We start from the raw sequence: 16,970 nt of genomic DNA, 5'->3' as shown, positions 1-16,970 counted from the left end.
GTGTTTCTTGACTGGTGCTTAAGGGCTATTTAAGCGCGACCTGGTCCCAGCCGCCGCCAAGGGAGCGGATCAGCGCCACGGTCGTCACCGCGCGGTCGCCGCGCAGCAGCACTTCGCTGCGTTCCACCGCCGCCAGATTGCGCTGCGCGTCGAGCAAGTCGAGATAGCTCGAACGACCGGCACGGTACAGTTTTTGCGCCAGGTCCGCCGAGCGCCGCGCCGACACCACTGCCGCATCAACTTGTTCGGCCTGCCCCGCCAAAATGCGCAGCCCGGCCAGGTTGTCCTCGACTTCGGCGAACGCCACCAGCACGTTCTGGCGATAGGCGGCCACCGATTCCTCCAGCACCGCTTCGCTGCGCGCGATATTGGCCTTGTTACGACCGCCGTCCAGGATCGGCAGCGACATCACCGCCCCCAGCACCCAGGAATGCGCGTTCCACTTGAACAGGTTCGACGCGCTCGCCGCATCGGTTCCCAGGCCGCCATCGAGCATCAGCGACGGAAAGCGCGCCGCCTTGGCCACGCCAATGCGCGCATTCGATGCCACCATTGCGCGCTGCGCGGCGACGATGTCGGGCCGGCGCTGCAGCAGCAGCGACGGCACGCCGGCCGGGATCAGCGGCAAGGTGAGCGTTTCAGGCAAAGGCCCCGCCGCCGCGCTGAACATGGCGGCCGGCTTGCCCAGCAAGACGGCCAGCGCATGCTCGGTCTGCACGCGCTGGCGCTGCAAACCAATGGCTTCCGCTCTCGCATTGGCCAGCTCCGTTTTGGCGCGCGCCAGATCGAATTCGCCAATGTCGCCATTGTCGAAGCGGCTTTGGTTGACCTTGACGCCTTGCGTGCGCAAGTCGACCGAACGCGCCAGCGTTTCAAGCTCCGCATCGGTGGCGCGCAGCCTGAAGTAGGTCTGCGCGACATCGGCCTGCAGCGACAGCAGCACGGAATGATACGTCGCGGTCGATGCCGCGGCATCGGCGCGCGACGCGCTGACGTTCGCGCCAACGCCCCCGAACAGGTCGACCTCGTAGCTCGCGCTCAACCGGGCCTGGTACTGGGTTGCCGCGTTCACCCCGTCGGCACCGGTGCGCCGCGCGCCCAGTCCGGCGCCCAGCTGCAGGCTGCGCTCCGACTCGGACAGGCCGGCCAGCGCCCTCGCCTGCTTGACGCGCGCCGCCGCCACCGCCAGGCTGGCGTTGGCCCTGGTCGCCTCGTCGATCAGCGCGGTGAGCGCCGGATCCTTGAAGGCCAGCCACCACTGGCCGCGCTGCTGGGCGTCGGCCGGCGCGGCCAGTTGCCATACGCCGCTGGCTGCGGCCTCCTTGTAGGCCGCCGGCATCTCGAGCGGCGCTGGTTTCAACACGGGTACGGTGGAACAGGCCACCAGCAGCAGCGCCGCCAGCAGGGGGGCGACCCGTTGTGCAATGCGGTTCATCAGATGGCTCCTTCAATGATCAATTTTTGGGGCAAGGGAGCCTTGCGCTCCATGCGCTTTGCAAAGGTGCGCAGCAGGACGTAAAACACGGGCGTGAGGAACAGGCCGAAGAACGTCACGCCGAGCATGCCGCCAAACACCGCCACCCCCATCGCGTGGCGCATTTCGGCGCCCGCGCCGCTGGAAAACACCAGCGGCACCACGCCCATGATGAAGGCGATCGACGTCATCAGGATCGGACGCAGACGCAGGCGGCAAGCCTCGAGCGCCGCTTCCACCACGCTGCGGCCATGGTCTTCCAGCTCGCGCGCAAATTCGACGATCAGGATCGCATTCTTGGAAGCCAGCCCCACCAGTACGAACAAGGCAATCTGCGTGAAGATATTGTTGTCGCCGCCGGTCAGCTTGACACCCACCAGCGCGCACAAGATCGACATCGGCACGATCAGGATCACCGCCAGCGGCAGCGTCCAGCTTTCGTACTGCGCGGCCAGCACCAGAAACACCAGCAGCACGCACAGCGGAAAGACCAGCACCATCGTATTACCCGACAGGATTTCCTGGTACGTCAGGTCAGTCCATTCGAACGTCACGCCCTTTGGCAGTACTTCGGCAGCGATTTTTTCCAGCGCCGCCTGGGCCTGGCCGGACGACACGCCGGGCGCGGCGCCGCCATTGATATCGGCCGATACATAGCCGTTGTAACGCTGCACGCGGTCCGGGCCATAGCTGTCCTTCACCCGCATCAGCGACGACAGCGGAATCATCTCGCCCTTGTCGCTGCGCACCTTGAGCTGGGCGATCTGGTCGGCCTGCGAGCGAAACTGCGCGTCCGCCTGCACCCGCACCTGGTAGGTGCGCCCAAACTGGTTGAAATCGTTCACGTACAGGGAACCGAGGTTGATCTGCAAGGTCTGGTAGATCGTCGCCAGCGGCACGCCGAGCTGGCGCGCCTTGACGCGGTCGACGTCAGCAAACAGCTGCGGCACATTGATCTGGAAGCTGGAGAACACGCCGGCCAGCTGGGGATTTTGCCAGGCCTTGGCCTGCAGTGCCTGCACGCCCTTGTACAACTCATCGTAGCCCACGTTGCCGCGGTCTTCGACCATCATCTTGAAGCCGCCGATGGTACCCAGGCCATTGACGGGCGGCGGCGGGAACACCATGATGAAGGCGTCCTGGATGGCGCCCAGGCGCTTGTTGATTTCAGCGGCGATTTCCGGTCCCGACTCGCCTTTGCCCTTGCGCTGGTCGAATGGCTTGAGCGACGTGAACACGATGCCGGCGTTGGGGGCATTGGTAAAGCCATTGATCGACAGGCCCGGAAAAGCGATCGACGATTCCACGCCCGGCACCTTGGAGGCAATGTCGGACATGCGGCGGATCACGGCTTCGGTCCGGTCCAGCGACGCCGCGTCGGGCAGTTGTGCAAAGCCGACCAGGTACTGCTTGTCCTGGGCCGGCACAAAGCCGCTCGGCACCGCCTTGAACATGAACACGGCGCCGATCGCCAGCAGCGCATACACGGCAACGGCCGCGCTCTTGCGCTTGAGGACACCATTGACGCCGCTCTCGTAGCGGGTCGAGGCGCGCCCGAAGAACCGGTTGAACCAGCGGAAAAAGCCGCCGAACACCTTGTCCATGCCGCGCGTGAGGGCGTCTTTCGGCGCGTCATGCGGCTTGAGCAAGGCGGCGGCCAGCGCCGGCGAGAGCGTGAGCGAGCTGAATGCCGAAATTACGGTGGAAATGGCAATCGTCAGCGCGAACTGGCGGTAGAACTGGCCCGACAAACCAGACACGAAGGCAATCGGCACGAACACGGCGCACAGCACCAGCGCGATGGCGATGATCGGGCCGCTGACTTCTTTCATGGCCTGCACCGTGGCGTCGCGCGGACTCAAGCCCGATTCGATATTGCGCTCGACGTTTTCCACCACGACGATGGCGTCATCGACGACGATGCCGATCGCTAGCACCAGGCCGAACAGCGACAGCGTATTGATCGAAAACCCGAACGCCAGCATCACCGCAAAGGTGCCGATGATCGACACCGGGACCGCCACCAGCGGGATGATCGAGGCGCGCCAGGTCTGGAGGAAAATAATCACCACCAGCACCACCAGCGCCACTGCCTCGAGCAGCGTCACCACGACCGCCTTGATCGATTCGCGCACGAACTGGGTGGGGTCGTACACGACCTGGTATTCGACGCCTTCCGGGAAGTCCTTGGACAGGCGCTTCATGGTGGCGCGCACATCGGCCGACAATTGCAGGGCGTTGGCGCCCGGCGCTTCAAACAGGGGAATGGCGGCTGCCGACTTGTTGTTCAGCAGTGCGCGCAGCGCATACGAGTTGGCGCCCAGTTCCAGCCGGGCCACGTCGCGCAGATGCGTCAGTGCGCCGTCTTCGCCGGTGCGCACGATGATGTCGCCGAACTGTTCGACCGTCGTCAAACGGCCCTGGGTATTGACGGTCAACTGGAACTCGGCTCCTTTGGAAGGCGACGCGCCGACCACGCCGGCCGCCACCTGGACGTTCTGCTCGCGCACTGCCGCGACCACGTCGCCGGCAGTCATGCCGCGCGCCGCCACTTTTTGCGGGTCGAGCCAGATGCGCATGGCGTAGTCGCCCGCGCCAAAGAGCTGCACCTCGCCCATGCCCTGCAGGCGCGCCAGCTGGTCCTTGATGTTCAAAACGGCGTAGTTGCGCAGATAAGTGTCGTCATAGCGACCGCTTGGCGAGACCAGGTGCACGACCATGGTCAGGTTGGGCGAACTCTTGACGGCGGTGACGCCAATCTGGCGCACTTCCTCGGGCAGGCGCGGCAAGGCGCGCTGGATGCGGTTTTGCACCTGCGACTCGGCCTTCTCGACGTCGGTGCCGACCTTAAAGGTGACGGTCAGCGCGAGCGAGCCGTCGGACGTCGATTGCGACGACATGTAGAGCATGTTTTCGGTGCCGTTGATCTGCTCTTCGAGCGGCGCGGCCACGGTTTCGGCGATGACCTTGGGATTGGCGCCCGGGTACTGGGCGCGCACCACCACCGATGGCGGCACCACGTCGGGATATTCAGACACCGGCAGCTCGAAAATGGCGAGCAGGCCGGCGACAAAGATGATGATCGACAGGACCGCTGCAAAGATCGGCCGGTCGATGAAAAAGCGCGAAAAATTCATGTTCTTATTCCTTGACTGCGGCAGCAGCCAGTTTGATTGCGCCCTTGGTGTCGGCGTCCATCGCAACGATCTGCGCGGTCACCGGTGCGCCCGGCTGCACCCGCTGCAGGCCGTTGACGACGATTTTTTCACCCGGCTTGACGCCGCTGCGCACCACGCGCAGGCCATCGATCACGGGGCCGAGCGTCACGGCGCGGTATTCGGCGGTGTTGTCGGCCTTGACCACATACACGAATTTGCGATTCTGGTCGGTCCCGACGGCGCGCTCGCTGATCAATACGGCTTTCGTTTGCGCGCCGTCCGCGCCGCCCAGTTGGACGCGGGCGAACAGGCCCGGCACCAGCGTGTTGTCGCTGTTGTCGAACGTGGCGCGCATGCGCACGCTGCCGGTCTTGGCGTCGAGCGTGTTGTCGACAAAGTCAAGCTTGCCGCTGTGCGGGAAGCCTTCTTCATTGGCCAGGCCCACCTTGACCATGACCGGTGCACCTTTTTGCGACACGCGCGCCAGGCGCAGGTAAGTGTCTTCGTCGCCGTCAAAGCTGGCGTAGATGGGATTGTTCGACACCACCGTCGTCAGGATCACGGCGCCGTCCACCAGGTTGCCGGTGGTGACTTCCGCTTTCGAGACGCGGCCATTGATAGGCGAGAGCACCCGCGTGTAGCTCACGTTCAGGCGCGCAGCTTCAAGCGAGGCCTGCGCGGCGCGCACATTGGCGTCAAGTTCCTTCAGGCCGGACGCTTTTTCATCGAACTCGCGCTGGGCGATGGCCTTGTCGGCCAGCAGCCGTTCGGCCCGTGCCAGTTCCAGCTTGGCCAGGTCGGCGCGCGCGCGGGCCGAACCGGCCGCCGCTTCGGCGCGGCTGGCCTCGGCCTGGAATGGCCGCGCGTCGATCACGAACAAGAGGTCCCCTTTCTTGACGAGGCTGCCCGGGGTGAAGTTGGACGAGACCACAAAGCCGCCCACGCGCGAGCGAATGTCAACCCGCTCCACCGCTTCCAGCCGGCCCGAAAACTCCTCGGTTTCAGTGACCTGGCGTTCGATGACGGCGGCGGCGGTGACCGGCGGGGCCATCGGCGCCGATGGCGTGGCCCGGCTTTCATCGCAGCCCGACAGCGTCAGCGCCAACCCGGCAAGCGCCAGCGCGGCGATGAGCGGGCGACGTAGTGGAGAAATTCGCGGAGCAATTCGTGAATTAACGGCTTTCATGAGATTCCTTGTTTTATTGAATATTTTTAATGATGAAGACGACAAAGCGTCCGCGCCGCAAACTGCGGGCGAATAGGGTCCGTACGCTGCACCGAGGGTCTCTCAGCGCAGCTGCACGGGTTTAACTGGTACAGCGGATTTGACTAGGAAAGAACCGGAATTTCTTCTTCCAGGGCGACCAGGAATTTGCCGATTTCCTGGAGCGCGGCCGCCTGGCAAGCGCATTCATTGCGCGCCGCGGCGTCCGGCAGCGGCTCGGGATTGAGCCGCTTGATGGTGGTGGTGACGCCGCTGGCGCTCAGTTTGGCGCCGTATTGTTCAGCTTCGTCGCGTAATGGATCGTCTTCGGCCGATAGAATCAGCGCCGGCGGCAGGTTTTTCAGGCGGCTCGATTGCAAGGGCGACGCATACGGGTGGCTGCGGTCGGCGGCGTTGGGCAGGTAGCCGCGATAGCTCGCCGCGCACGCGCCGGCCACGCCGGCCACGCCGGAATCAACCGGTACTTCGCGCATCGAGCAGGTCGACAAGCCCGGGTCAAGCATGGGCATGACCAGGATCTGGCCAGCGAGCGCCGGACCGCCGCGGTCGCGCGCCATCAGGGCCGCCACCGCAGCCAGGTTGGCCCCCGCTTCAATGCCGGCCACCACCAGGCGCTTGCCGGTCCAACCCAGCTTGGTCTTGTTCTTGCGCACCCACGCCAGCACCGCATGGGCGTCTTCGACCGCTGCCGGGAAAGGCCGTTCGGTCGCCAGCGTGTAGCACGAGGCAAGCACCAGATGCCGGGTCGAGCAGCAGGCCAGATGGCGCAGAAATTCGTCCGCCTCGTCAAGGTCGCCACCTACGAAACCACCCGCATGAAAGAACACCACCAGACCGTCGCGCCTGGCCTTGTCGGCGCCGCCGCGGTACAGGCGGGCAGCCAGGGCGCCTTCGGCGCCGGCAACGTCAATGTCGCGCAGTGTCAGCTCGGCGGGATTCATGGGCGCGCTCATTTGCCCGCGTCCTGGCCCTGGCCGGAACCCATAAGGTCCCCGAACAGGTCATGTGCAAGTGCATCAAAACCGGCGCTTTGCGAGCGTGACGCTTGCTGGTACGGGGCGGTATAGACGGTACCGAAAGCGGTCAGGGCCGCCAGCGTGAGCGCCGCCACGACAAACAAACCATTTTGAATACGCATACGACACCCCTTCCCGCTTTGTTGTTGACTGCATCTCTTGAGCCAGTACAGACACTTTAAACTTGTTCTACAATCTAATAAAGATGGCAAGCGCGAATTGATTGTTCAGGAATCCGAACAATAAGGGAAAAATGAATAAGTTACAGGCAATGGAAGTATTCGTGCAGGTGGTCGACGCCGGCGGTTTTACGCGCGCGGCCGAGAACATGCAACTGCCCAAGGCGACGGTGTCGACCCTGGTGCAGGCGCTGGAAACGGCGCTGACCGTCAAATTGCTGCACCGCACCACAAGACAGGTCAGCGTGACCTCCGACGGCGCCGCCTATTATGAGCGCTGCCTGCGCATCCTGTCGGACGTGCGCGAAGCCGAGGAGTCGCTCTCGACCAACCGCGCTTCGCCCAGCGGGCGCCTGCGGGTGGACGTTTCCACCGGCATGGCAAATGATCTGATCATCCCCGCCCTGCCGGATTTTTTTGCGCGCTACCCTGACATCCGGCTCGACCTTGGCTGCAGCGACCGCGCCGTGGACCTGATCGAAGAAGGCGTCGACTGCGCCATCCGCGGCGGCAACCTGCCCGATTCGGCCCTGATTGCGCGCCGCATCGGCGTGCTGCACTTCGCCATTGCCGCCACGCCCGAGTACCTTGACATGCATGGCCGTCCCACGCACCCCGACCAGTTGGCCGAGCACCGCTGCATCAATTATTTTTCGTCCAAGAGCGGCAAGACGCATGATTGGGACTTTGTGCGCGGCGACGAAACCATTTTCATTCCCGTGCCGTCGTGCCTGGCGGTGAACGACTCCACCGTCTACATGACGGCCGGGCTGCAGGGCCTGGGGCTGGTGCAGATGGCCAGCTACAAGGTCGACTCGCTGGTGGCCTCGGGGCAGATGGAACTGGTGCTGCAAGACTGGACCAGTGCGCCCATGCCGATCAATATCGTGTACCCGGAAAACCGCCACCTGTCGGCCAAGGTGCGCGTGTTCGTGGAATGGGTGGCTGACCTGTTGATGACCCACCCCAGCTTGCAACCGAAGAAAGCCTGACATGGAGCGTAGCGTCATGGATCGTATTGTTTTTCTGGACCGCGACAGCCTGCAGGCGCAGGTGCGCCGCCCGGGCTTTGCACACCAGTGGAGCGAGCACGCGGCCACCGGCGCCGGCGACCTTGTGCAGCGCCTGCGCGGCGCCAGCGTTGCCATTACCAACAAGGTGCCGCTGCGCGCGGCCGATATCGCGCAGCTGCCGGAGCTGAAAATGATCGCTGTCGCCGCCACCGGGACCGACAACGTGGACCTGGCGGCCTGCCGCGAGCGCGCCATTCTGGTGTCGAACATCCGCAATTACTCGCTCGTGTCGGTGCCCGAACACGTGTTCACGCTGATCCTGGCCTTGCGCCGCAACCTGCGCGCCTATCGCGCCGATGTCGAGGCGGGCCTGTGGCAGCAATCGAGCCGGTTTTGCCTGCTCGACCATCCAATTGCAGACCTGGCCGGTAGCCGCCTTGGCATCGTGGGGTATGGCGCGCTGGGCAAGAAGGTGGCGGCAATTGCGCGCGCCTTTGGCATGCAAGTGTGCGTGACGTCCCGCTCGCCGGCCCCCGACGCCGGCGTGACCGAATTGCCGCTGGCCGAACTGCTGCGCACGGCCGACGTCATCAGCCTGCACCTGCCCTTGAACGAGCAGACGCGCAAGCTGATCGGTGCGGCGGAACTGGCTACCATGAAGCGCAGCGCGCTGTTGATCAATACGGCGCGCGGCGGCCTGGTCGACGAGGCGGCGCTGGCGCAAGCCTTGACCAATGGCGTGATCGGGGGCGCCGGCTTTGATGTTTTGAGCCAGGAGCCGCCCTTGCCCGACAATCCGCTGCTGCAGCTTCGGCTGCCCAATTTTATACTGACGCCGCACGTGGCGTGGGCCAGCGCAGGCGCAATGCAAACGCTGGCCGATATGCTGATCGATAATATTGAAGCCTGGCATGCGGGCAGGCCGCTGAACGTCGTTTAAGGTGGACAGGTGGCGGAAAGCAGGATGCGGCGGTCGACATCCAGGATGACGCGCAGGCCGCAAAAGGCCATCGCCAGGTCAAGCCCATTGCCGATCTTGTCCCTGAAAGCGTCATCCATCGGCATCTCCATGCCCATCATTCACATTTGACGGAACGCCTGCTCGCTTTGATTCGACGCGCTCACGCTCAGCACCTCGGCGCGGCCCTTCAGCCGCACCTCCATGTGGCCATCTTGCCGATAGACGGCCTCGATCCGGCGGCGATTGACAATCGCGCCCCGGTTAATCTGTATGAACTCCTGCGGGTCAAGTTGTTCCACCAAATCCTTGACCGGCAAACGAATCAGCGCCTCAACGTTTGAAGTCACCACTTTCGTGTACTTCGCATCGGACTGGAAATAGATCACTTCATCCACCGTGATCACGCGCAGCAGGTTGCCCACGGATGCCTGAATCCACGACAGATAACGTGGTTGTTCAGGCGCGCCCGCGGGTACTGGTGCGACGAGCGCAACGGGTGGTCCCGCCAGTCGCAGTTTCAAGCGTTCGATGGTATCGAGCAAGCGCCCCCGGTCGAGCGGCTTCAGCAGATAATCCGCAGCGCCCACATTGAACGCGTCAACCGCATGTTCCCCGTACGCGGTCAGAAAGACCACCGCGGTGCCAGCCGGTCGGACACGCGCAACGTCAAGGCCGGTCGCCTTTGGCATATTAATGTCCAGGAAGGCCACGTCCGGTACATGCTGCCTTAGCGCCGCCAGCGTGGCCGCGCCATCGGTGGTCTCGGCCACGATACGCAGCTCTGGCCACAGGTCGGCAAGCGCGGTGCGCAATTCGGCGAGCAGCAGTGCTTCATCCTCAGCCAGCAATGCGGTCGGCATGAACAACTCCTTCTTCAAACGGGATGATAATCGTGCCAGTAAATCCGCCCTCGACCGGGGAACCCACTTCCAGGCAAGCGCTACTGCCGTAGATCGCTTCCAGGCGCTGCCTGATATTCGACAAGCCAAGACCCGTGCCGCCTACGCTGGAGATGCCTGGTCCGTTGTCGGCAATGCTAACGTGCAGCGCGGCGCCTATGCGCGCAACGGACAGTGTGATTACCCCTTCGCTGCTCTCCGCGATGCCGTGCTTGACTGCATTTTCCACCAGCGAAATGAGCATGGCCGGTGGCAGCGGGTGCTTCAGCAATGCATCCGGAACGACAAAACGATAGGCCAGGCGCGAGCCCATGCGAATCTGCATGATCGCCAGATAATGCATAGCCAGGTCCATTTCCTGCACCACGGATGAATACTCGGCACGCAGGTTTTCCATGGCGCTGCGCAGGTACGCGATCAGATGATCGAGCATCGACTCGCCATCGACCGCGCTGGTGCGGTAGAGCTGGCGTAAATTGGCCAGGGTATTGAACAAGAAGTGGGGCTCGATCTGCGCCTGCAGGATGCGCAACTGCGCTTCAATGGCTTGGTTGTGCAGCGCTTCGCGTTGGCGCTGTGCAGTCCTGCGCTCAAGCAGGTTCACCAATGGCTGTACCAAGTTGCTGTCCATGTACTGCATCTGCGCGATCGCGTCCAGTGGCGCGGCGACAAACCAGGCGAGCCCGCCGGACCGTACAGTACGCACGCGCAATTGCTGTAGGCCATTCTCGAGCGCGTGCATGGAGATCTCCACATGCATCGGGCAGCCCAGCCAGGTTAATGCGTGGACGGTCTGCTTGCCCCTGATTCGCTTTGTCAGTTTAGCGTGGCTGCCGTAGATTAAGCGGCCCAAGCCCGGCATCTGCCCGCTGGTAATGCGTTCGATCTGGCGTGCCATTTCGCTTTCGCAGTCGAGGGCATTGCCGCGCAAAAGCACTGTGTCCACCAAGAGGCTGCCGTCGATTAGCCTGACCAGCGCGTCAGTGCGCCGGCTTGCGGCATACAGGCGTATGCTGGCATTAATGATCGCCAGGATGGGCGCTGCGAGGCACAGCTCCACAACCAGCATCCCAAAGCGCCCCGTCGCAACGGTCTGAAGTATCCAGTGGACCGTGGACTGATCGCCCCTCATGCTTGCAGCGATGTAAAATTCCCCCGATCCCAAGTGGGATCCAAGCCATCACTAACAAACACTCAAACGTGGCCTGCAACTGGAGTTTGCATGAATACAGAACGCTGACGGGCCACGATGTCTTCCCCTCCGTCAGATAGCGGCAGAACCCGAAATAGCCCAGCTGCGCGGCGACCAGCGTCAACGGCGCCCACGACAGCGCCGGATGGACATCGAAAGCAGGGTAAAAAATCCGCACCACGGCCGCGGCGCAGGCAAAGACGGTGCCTAGTCCGCGGGCGGCAAGCAGGCAAATTAGTGATAGCAAAAGGAACTTACGCGCAATAAGCTTCTCTGTCGCAGGGTGGGCAAGGGTGTGCATGTGTCGCTCCAAGAATGGGGGAAACCCGATTCTTTCAAAGAGGGTATGCACCAGCCACTCTGCGATGAATGGCTTCCTTTCGGGGATGACTGCGGCAATCAAGGTAACTGGCGTTTCCTTCGCTGGAGATCGAGGTGCGCGGCACGATGCTGCAACGGCCTGCGGCATTGTAGGGAACGCCACTATTATTTTGCGCTTCCAGAATTAAAACATTGCTGCTATACTCCTGTCTCTTTCGCGGCTGTAGCTCAGTTGGATAGAGTACTTGGCTACGAACCAAGGGGTCGTGGGTTCAATTCCTGCCAGCCGCACCAAAAATTCGTAAGATGAAAGGCCTGAAGAGTGATCTTCAGGCCTTTTTCTTTGTATCGTCCTCTCGCACGAGGCTGTTGCAAAAGGGGCAGCAATGCCGCAGCACGACATCGTCCTCGCGCACGCGGGGACCCATGGAACGGTTCAACTGAGCAACTGCTCCATGGATCCCCGCGTGCGCGAGGACGATGTTGTTTGAGATGCTAGCCGAAACACGCAGTATCTCTTTGAACACCCTCGCCTCCCCAAAAACCCCAAACTTTCACAACTTTATCCAGGAACGCTGCGGTACAATCTTGACAAATTATACTTACTTGCATGAGCCGGAGCGTGGGTCGGAAAAGCGAAGGTGGGACGGATCGGCATGATCGAGCAGCTAGGCAAATACCGCATCGACAGCATCCTCGGCCAAGGCGCCATGGGGGTGGTGTACAAAGCGTTCGACCCGCAGCGCGAACGCGTCGTCGCGCTCAAGACGATCCGCAAGGAGTTGTTCTCCAACAGCCAGCAGGCAGACCTGATCAGCCGCCTCAAGAACGAGGCGCAGGCGGCCGGACGGCTGAACCATCCACATATCGTCATGGTCCATGACTACGGCGAAGACAGCGACTCAGCCTACATCGCCATGGAATTTGTCGACGGCGCGCCACTCTCTACATTGATATTCCCCCAGCGGCCCACCGCGCCGGCGCGCGTGTTTGCCTGGATGAGCGAGCTGCTGCTCGCGCTCGACTACGCCCATTCGCGCGGCGTCGTCCACCGCGACATCAAGCCGGCCAACCTGCTGATCACATCCTGCGGCTGCGTCAAGCTGAGCGACTTCGGCATCGCGCGCATCGAGCCGTCCGCGCTCAACCAGACCGGCTCGATGATCGGCACGCCCAGCTACATGTCGCCCGAGCAGTTCCGCGGCGAGACCGCCGACGCCCGTTCCGACGTGTTTTCATGCGGCGTGCTGCTCTACCAGCTGCTCACTGGCGCGCGGCCCTTTGCCGGCTCGTCGTCAGCGGTGATGCACCAGATATTGCATGAGTCCCCCGCCCCGCCATCGACGCTGCTGGCGTGCCTGGGCCCGTACGACGCCATCGTCGCGCGTGCGCTGGCCAAGGCACCGCAAGACCGATTTCAGTGCGCGCGCGCCTTTCTCGATGCGCTGGCGCGCGCCGCCCCGCCCCGCCCCGACCCTTTTCCCGACAAGGACGCCATGAGCACCTGGACCGCACTTTCCCCGAGCAAGCTGCACCAGTTGCCTTCGATCGTGGCGTACGGCGCCACCGACATCGGCACTGTGCGCACCACCAATGAAGACAACTTCCTGATCGACGCCGCGCTCGGCCTGGCGATGGTGGCCGACGGCATGGGCGGCCACGCGGCCGGCGAAGTGGCCAGCGCCGGCGTGCTGACGGCGCTGCGCGAGTACTTGACTGCACATGCGCACAAGCTGGCCGACGGCGGCGACTTCGCCGCCGCCGATCCGGACGCCACCTGGTCCGACCCGTCCATGCGCGCCGTGGGCCTGCTGCACGACGCGATCGAGTTCGCCAATCGCAGCCTGTACCGGCGCAACATGGACAATGACTGCGAAGACGGCGGCGGCATGGGCACGACGCTGACCGGCATCTGGCGCCCGGCCGGACAGGCGCCCTTCGTGCTCTTTCATGTCGGCGACAGCCGCCTGTACCGCCTGCGCGGCGGGCGGCTCGAACAGCTCACGCGCGACCAGACCATGTACCAGCAGGCGTTCGATGCGGGATTGTTCGACAATCTCCCGCCGCGCAACATGCTGCTGCAGGCGATGGGGCCGTCGCCTGCCGTGGCGCCGGAAGTACGCTCGCAGCTGGTGCAGCCGGGCGACGTTCTGATGCTGTGCAGCGACGGCTTGCACGGCAGCGTGACGGACGGTGAAATGGAAGCGGCTTTGGGCGGCGCGACGACGGCGTCGCTGGCGGCCATTTGCGCCCAGCTGATCGAACGCGCCAAGGAGTGCGGGGGCCGCGACAACATCACGATCTTAATTGCGCTGTGCCAGGACGGACCAATCTGAGATGCCACAAATAAAGCAATGGTTCGACATCCGGATCTGGCCGACCCTGTTTGGCTTCATCGCCTTTGGCATTGTCGTCGCGTACCTGCGGCAAACGGCGCTGATGGCGCCGGTCGACCTGTACCTGATCGCCTGGCACGAAAGCATGCACGCCGTGGGCGCCTGGCTGACCGGCGGCTCCGTGCACAGCATGGAAGTGCACGCGCGCAATGGCGTGACGTGGACGTCGGGCGGCTGGTTCCCCGTCATTTCCATGGCCGGGTATGTCGGCACCTCGCTGTGGGGCGCGGCCTTGCTGGTCACGGCGCGCAGGCCCGCGTGGATCTGGCCCATGCATTTGCTAACGGTGGCGCTGCCCCCGCTGGTTATGCTCTTTGGAAATGGCATCAGCCTGAGCCTGCTGGCTATCCTTGCGATCAGCGTGGGGCTGTTCTTTTTGTGGCGCAAGTTCCCCGGACCGGTGACGCTGCTTGTGTCGGCCCTGTTCGCCTCCGAATCGTGGCGCGACGTGCAGATGTATCTGTTTTCGATTCCCGGCCGCACCGACGCGGGCATCCTGGCCAGGTACATGGGCGTGCAATTGCTGACCTTGCCCATTGCGCTGTGCATGGCCGTGCTGTCGCTGCTGATCTGGTGGACGGCGTTTCGCCATGGCCATATCAAGCTGCCGAACGCGCGCCCGGGGCCAGTCCCGGCCAGGCGCTGACGCTAACTACTGGGCGGCGCTGGCGCCAGGCCCGAAATCGATCACGGCAGTGTCACCCCAGGGAAACTCGCCGCTGCGCGCTTCCCACGTAGCACCGGGTTGCTGGATCAGGTAGTGGTCGATCACAAAAGGGCTGCCCTCGCCCATCAGCGCGTGCACCCGGTCCGTGACCTGGAAGTGCAAATGCGGCCAACGCGCGTCACCTGAATTGCCCACGCGGGCAATCATTTGACCCCGTTTCACATGCTCCCCCGTCTTCACGCGCACGCTGCCGGCCTGCAAATGGGAATCGGATGCGAGCTGACCGTCACCGAGTGCAATGACGATGGCGTTGCCGGCGATCGACGCCATGGACATTGGTACCGCTGTCGCAAAGCCGGCCTCGGTCTTGGGGATATTGTCCGGCATGCCGTCGCTTGCCGCCACCACCGTGCCGCTAGCCACGGCGAGCACGTTTTCGCCATAAGCGTAGTACGCGTGCAGGTCGCGCGGATCGCCTGAAAACGTTGCCCCTTGCTTCGATTTGTGCCAGTCGATCGCGTAGCGCCGCGAAATGGTTGCGAGGCCGTCGGCAACGAACAGGCCCATGCGGTGATGCGAACCGGCGTGCGGCCCGTTGCGGGGGAGCCAGCCGCTGCCGGTCAGGGGCCGTCCGAGCATCGGCAAGGCGGTGCGGCGCACGTCAACGACAGGACCGTCGGCGATCGCGCCATCGAGCACGATGCGGTGCCGCAGTCTGGCCGGGATTGGCAACGTTTTGTCAAACGCCACGCACAAAAAGGCAACCACCACCTGCCCTGCGCCGATGCGGCGCACATGGTTGATCCTGTTGCTATTGTCGATTTCGTCGCCGCTGTCCGGCGCCAGCACCGCCTGCAGGGCCGCGTCCTTGAATTGGGCGCTCGCCGTGCTGCGACCATCCGCGCTGCGCACTTCGATGGCGCGCACGCTCGACGCCTCGGCGGCGTAATTGTGCAAGTGCAGCTCATAGATCAGGTAATTGCGTCCCTCGCGCGGAACAGGCACCGGCGCGACGGGCGTGCGCACTTCCAGCTGCACCGGGGGAAACGCAGCCTGAGGCGCGCTGGCCGCGCCCGCGCCCGTGGCCGCTGCCGTGCTGGCTGCCAACTGACACCCGGCCGGCAGCGCTTCGGCAATGGCCCACGATGCTGTACAGGCAAAGCCTAGCAGGCCGGCAAGCGCGAATGAACGGGCATGTTGTTTGATCGGCATTGGCAATTTCTCTTTCTGAAGTAACTTGGTAAGGCGCAATTGTAGCGATACGGCGATTGACATAAATGACATTCATGGTTGAATATCGGCCACGATGAAAATTTCAAGAAACAACGATGCGGCAGCGCCCATCGACATCTGGCTGCTGGTGTTTCCCCACTTTCTGCTGCTTGACGCCACTGGTCCCGCGCAGGTCTTCTCCACCGCCAACGACGAAGCGCGCGACGCCGGCCGGCCGCTACCCTATCGCATCCATCTCATCGCGCTCGGTGGCGGCGCGGTCGTCTCGTCGTCTGGCATCAGCGTGCTGACTGCGGCACTACCGAGGCGCAGCCTTGCCGGCGCGACGCTGATCGTCGCGGGCGGTCGCTGCGCGGATTTGCCAACAGACGCGACGCTGCTGCGCTGGATCGTGCGCGCCAGCGACGCCGTCGCGCGCTGCTGTTCGGTCTGCACGGGCGCGTTCGTGCTGGCGCGCGCCGGGCTGCTGGACGGGCGGCGCGCCGTGACGCACTGGAAAGACGTCGCGCAACTTCGCAGCGAGCATCCAGGCGTCGTTACGCAAGACAACGAAATTTATGTGAGCGACGGAAAATTTCACACATCGGCCGGCATTTCGGCGGGCATGGACCTGGCTTTGTGCCTGGTGGAACAGGACCTTGGGCGCGCCACTGCGCTCGCTGTCGCAAAGCGCATGGTTTTCTTCCTCAAGCGGCCCGGCGGACAACGCCAGTTCAGTTCAGAGATGTTGTCGCACTTGCCCGAACAGAGCGTTGGCGGGCAGCTTGCCGCGTGGCTGCGGCCGCGCCTGCGCCAGGAAGTTGATGTCGTGCAGATGGCTGGCGCATGCGCATTGTCGGTGCGCACGCTACACCGAAGGCTGCGCCAGGAGACCGGCGTCGCGCCGGCCCAGTTGCTGCTGCGCCTGCGCATGGAACTGGCCTGCGGCCTGCTTAACAGCCGGGAATGAGCGTCAAACAGGCGGCGCGCCAGAGCGGCTATGGCACCGAATACAATTTACGGCGCGCCTTCGCGGCGCAACTCGGTGTGTTGCCGAGCGAGTACCAGGCACGCTTCGCATAACGCGGAAAACAACAGTGCCAAGCCGGCCACTGCCCGGGCTTTACCAGGAGAAACCGCACGATATTTTTACATTTACGAGAAGAACGAGATATTCACCGTGAGAATTTCAATCATGCAGCTTATCGGGGAAGCTATAGTTATTGCCAACCGGCTTGAACAGTGGGACGGTAGACC

General features: G+C 63.4%; 15 protein-coding genes and 1 tRNA gene. 6 read left to right on the top strand and 10 right to left on the bottom strand.

The features are described 5' to 3' along the window. Positions 1-25: 25 nt before the first annotated feature. The 5 genes from ACP7D4_RS11100 to ACP7D4_RS11080 form a co-directional block, all read right to left on the bottom strand. A complete protein-coding gene (locus ACP7D4_RS11100) occupies positions 26-1,435 on the bottom strand; it encodes an efflux transporter outer membrane subunit (protein WP_426209107.1) in 1,410 nt (469 codons plus the stop codon). Further along, positions 1,435-4,611 (bottom strand): efflux RND transporter permease subunit, encoded by a 3,177-nt coding sequence (locus ACP7D4_RS11095; protein ID WP_426209105.1) that lies wholly within the window; start codon positions 4,609-4,611, stop codon positions 1,435-1,437. The genes ACP7D4_RS11100 and ACP7D4_RS11095 overlap by 1 nt, the downstream gene beginning before the upstream one ends. Positions 4,612-4,615: 4 nt before the next feature. Continuing rightward, on the bottom strand, positions 4,616-5,818 hold the full coding sequence (locus tag ACP7D4_RS11090; RefSeq protein WP_426209103.1) for an efflux RND transporter periplasmic adaptor subunit: 1,203 nt from the start codon (positions 5,816-5,818) through the stop codon (positions 4,616-4,618). 143 nt (positions 5,819-5,961) lie between these two features. Then, positions 5,962-6,810, bottom strand: coding sequence for an alpha/beta hydrolase (locus ACP7D4_RS11085; RefSeq protein WP_426104385.1), 849 nt, complete (start codon positions 6,808-6,810; stop codon positions 5,962-5,964). Continuing rightward, entirely contained in the window at positions 6,807-6,995 is a 189-nt protein-coding gene (locus ACP7D4_RS11080) for a hypothetical protein (RefSeq protein ID WP_426104383.1), read from the bottom strand. Before ACP7D4_RS11080 ends, ACP7D4_RS11085 begins: the two co-directional genes overlap by 4 nt. 131 nt (positions 6,996-7,126) lie before the next feature. On the opposite strand from ACP7D4_RS11080, the gene ACP7D4_RS11075 reads away from it, so the two are divergent. Next, positions 7,127-8,044, top strand: a complete 918-nt coding sequence (locus ACP7D4_RS11075; RefSeq protein ID WP_426104381.1) for a LysR family transcriptional regulator — start codon at positions 7,127-7,129, stop codon at positions 8,042-8,044. A 16-nt stretch (positions 8,045-8,060) separates the two neighbouring features. Further along, positions 8,061-9,005: a D-2-hydroxyacid dehydrogenase gene (locus ACP7D4_RS11070; RefSeq protein ID WP_426209102.1), complete on the top strand. Its 945-nt coding sequence runs from the start codon at positions 8,061-8,063 to the stop codon at positions 9,003-9,005. Here the strand turns inward: ACP7D4_RS11070 and ACP7D4_RS11065 are convergent. The 4 genes from ACP7D4_RS11065 to ACP7D4_RS11050 are packed head-to-tail and all read right to left on the bottom strand — an operon-like array spanning position 9,002 to position 11,418. After that, on the bottom strand, positions 9,002-9,124 hold the full coding sequence (locus ACP7D4_RS11065; protein WP_426209101.1) for a hypothetical protein: 123 nt from the start codon (positions 9,122-9,124) through the stop codon (positions 9,002-9,004). The two genes, ACP7D4_RS11070 and ACP7D4_RS11065, sit on opposite strands and share 4 nt — an antisense overlap. Before the next feature lie 21 nt (positions 9,125-9,145). Next, on the bottom strand, positions 9,146-9,886 hold the full coding sequence (locus tag ACP7D4_RS11060; protein ID WP_426104377.1) for a LytR/AlgR family response regulator transcription factor: 741 nt from the start codon (positions 9,884-9,886) through the stop codon (positions 9,146-9,148). Beyond that, positions 9,864-10,994 carry a sensor histidine kinase gene (locus tag ACP7D4_RS11055; protein ID WP_426209099.1) on the bottom strand — a complete coding sequence of 377 codons (1,131 nt, stop codon included), beginning with the start codon at positions 10,992-10,994 and terminating at the stop codon, positions 9,864-9,866. Before ACP7D4_RS11055 ends, ACP7D4_RS11060 begins: the two co-directional genes overlap by 23 nt. After that, the gene (locus ACP7D4_RS11050; RefSeq protein ID WP_426209097.1) at positions 10,945-11,418 is read right to left on the bottom strand and encodes a hypothetical protein; all 474 of its coding nucleotides are present in this window, start codon (positions 11,416-11,418) and stop codon (positions 10,945-10,947) included. Before ACP7D4_RS11050 ends, ACP7D4_RS11055 begins: the two co-directional genes overlap by 50 nt. Before the next feature lie 237 nt (positions 11,419-11,655). Here ACP7D4_RS11050 and ACP7D4_RS11045 point away from each other — a divergent pair. The 3 genes from ACP7D4_RS11045 (at position 11,656) to ACP7D4_RS11035 (ending at position 14,480) form a co-directional block, all read left to right on the top strand. Continuing rightward, positions 11,656-11,732: transfer RNA gene (locus ACP7D4_RS11045), tRNA-Arg, on the top strand. Positions 11,733-12,094: 362 nt separating this feature from the next. Then, positions 12,095-13,774: a protein kinase domain-containing protein gene (locus tag ACP7D4_RS11040; protein WP_426209095.1), complete on the top strand. Its 1,680-nt coding sequence runs from the start codon at positions 12,095-12,097 to the stop codon at positions 13,772-13,774. A 1-nt stretch (position 13,775) separates the two neighbouring features. Further along, a complete protein-coding gene (locus tag ACP7D4_RS11035) occupies positions 13,776-14,480 on the top strand; it encodes a M50 family metallopeptidase (protein ID WP_426104368.1) in 705 nt (234 codons plus the stop codon). A 6-nt stretch (positions 14,481-14,486) separates the two neighbouring features. On the opposite strand, the gene ACP7D4_RS11030 is transcribed toward ACP7D4_RS11035, so the two are convergent. Beyond that, positions 14,487-15,713, bottom strand: a complete 1,227-nt coding sequence (locus ACP7D4_RS11030; protein WP_426209093.1) for a M23 family metallopeptidase — start codon at positions 15,711-15,713, stop codon at positions 14,487-14,489. Between the two features lie 94 nt (positions 15,714-15,807). Here ACP7D4_RS11030 and ACP7D4_RS11025 point away from each other — a divergent pair, with 94 nt between their 5' ends. Further along, a complete protein-coding gene (locus ACP7D4_RS11025) occupies positions 15,808-16,683 on the top strand; it encodes a GlxA family transcriptional regulator (protein ID WP_426209091.1) in 876 nt (291 codons plus the stop codon). Positions 16,684-16,970 lie beyond the last annotated feature (287 nt).

Origin of the sequence: Massilia sp. TWP1-3-3 (assembly GCF_049897805.1) — a bacterium.
Lineage (GTDB): Bacteria > Pseudomonadota > Gammaproteobacteria > Burkholderiales > Burkholderiaceae_D > Telluria_A.
The sequence above is the reverse complement of the archived record's forward strand: the minus strand, read 5'-3'. Positions and strand labels throughout refer to the sequence as shown.

What these genes read in the sequence shown, in the direction of transcription:
- ACP7D4_RS11080 (WP_426104383.1), bottom strand. Translation starts at nt 6,995, where the DNA reads ATGCGTATTCAAAATGGTTTGTTTGTCGTGGCGGCGCTCACGCTGGCG.
- ACP7D4_RS11085 (WP_426104385.1), bottom strand. Translation starts at nt 6,810, where the DNA reads ATGAGCGCGCCCATGAATCCCGCCGAGCTGACACTGCGCGACATTGAC.
- ACP7D4_RS11035 (WP_426104368.1), top strand. Translation starts at nt 13,776, where the DNA reads ATGCCACAAATAAAGCAATGGTTCGACATCCGGATCTGGCCGACCCTG.
- ACP7D4_RS11060 (WP_426104377.1), bottom strand. Translation starts at nt 9,886, where the DNA reads ATGCCGACCGCATTGCTGGCTGAGGATGAAGCACTGCTGCTCGCCGAA.
- ACP7D4_RS11040 (WP_426209095.1), top strand. Translation starts at nt 12,095, where the DNA reads ATGATCGAGCAGCTAGGCAAATACCGCATCGACAGCATCCTCGGCCAA.
- ACP7D4_RS11100 (WP_426209107.1), bottom strand. Translation starts at nt 1,435, where the DNA reads ATGAACCGCATTGCACAACGGGTCGCCCCCCTGCTGGCGGCGCTGCTG.
- ACP7D4_RS11090 (WP_426209103.1), bottom strand. Translation starts at nt 5,818, where the DNA reads ATGAAAGCCGTTAATTCACGAATTGCTCCGCGAATTTCTCCACTACGT.
- ACP7D4_RS11075 (WP_426104381.1), top strand. Translation starts at nt 7,127, where the DNA reads ATGAATAAGTTACAGGCAATGGAAGTATTCGTGCAGGTGGTCGACGCC.
- ACP7D4_RS11065 (WP_426209101.1), bottom strand. Translation starts at nt 9,124, where the DNA reads ATGGATGACGCTTTCAGGGACAAGATCGGCAATGGGCTTGACCTGGCG.
- ACP7D4_RS11030 (WP_426209093.1), bottom strand. Translation starts at nt 15,713, where the DNA reads ATGCCGATCAAACAACATGCCCGTTCATTCGCGCTTGCCGGCCTGCTA.
- ACP7D4_RS11070 (WP_426209102.1), top strand. Translation starts at nt 8,061, where the DNA reads ATGGATCGTATTGTTTTTCTGGACCGCGACAGCCTGCAGGCGCAGGTG.
- ACP7D4_RS11025 (WP_426209091.1), top strand. Translation starts at nt 15,808, where the DNA reads ATGAAAATTTCAAGAAACAACGATGCGGCAGCGCCCATCGACATCTGG.
- ACP7D4_RS11050 (WP_426209097.1), bottom strand. Translation starts at nt 11,418, where the DNA reads ATGCACACCCTTGCCCACCCTGCGACAGAGAAGCTTATTGCGCGTAAG.
- ACP7D4_RS11055 (WP_426209099.1), bottom strand. Translation starts at nt 10,994, where the DNA reads ATGCTGGTTGTGGAGCTGTGCCTCGCAGCGCCCATCCTGGCGATCATT.
- ACP7D4_RS11095 (WP_426209105.1), bottom strand. Translation starts at nt 4,611, where the DNA reads ATGAATTTTTCGCGCTTTTTCATCGACCGGCCGATCTTTGCAGCGGTC.